A 341-nucleotide genomic window follows, 5' to 3' on the forward strand; every position below is an offset into this window, starting at 1 on the left:
CCGCAGTTCACCGCGACAAAGTTATTGTCTCGGCGACCGCTTTGTTCATGCAAAGAGCGCGCGACTAGCTCTTTACCCGTTCCGGTCTCGCCAAAGATAAGGATGTCCGCTGAGGTATCGGCAATATGAGTAATCGTCTCTTTTAGGTGCAGTATTGCCGAGGTATCGCCAATGATGCGTGGCCCGAGTGTTTGGCTAGCCTTCAACGAGTTTCGAAGGCGCTGGTTCTCTATGGTGAGCTGGCGCTTTTCAATGGCTCGCTTGGTGGTATCTAGTAATCTGTCGGTGGCAAAGGGCTTTTCTATGAAATCGTAAGCCCCCTTATGCATCGCCTCTACTGC

Annotated in this window: 1 protein-coding gene; it reads right to left on the reverse strand. The window is 51.9% G+C overall.

Features of this window, described 5'->3' with window-relative positions; translation table 11 throughout:
• On the reverse strand, positions 1-341 hold a 341-nt coding region (locus AB4585_RS25220), incomplete at both ends, for a sigma 54-interacting transcriptional regulator (RefSeq protein ID WP_372171503.1).

Source organism: Vibrio sp. 10N.222.49.C9, from assembly GCF_041474985.1.
In the GTDB taxonomy this organism is placed as follows: Bacteria; Pseudomonadota; Gammaproteobacteria; order Enterobacterales; family Vibrionaceae; genus Vibrio; species Vibrio crassostreae_C.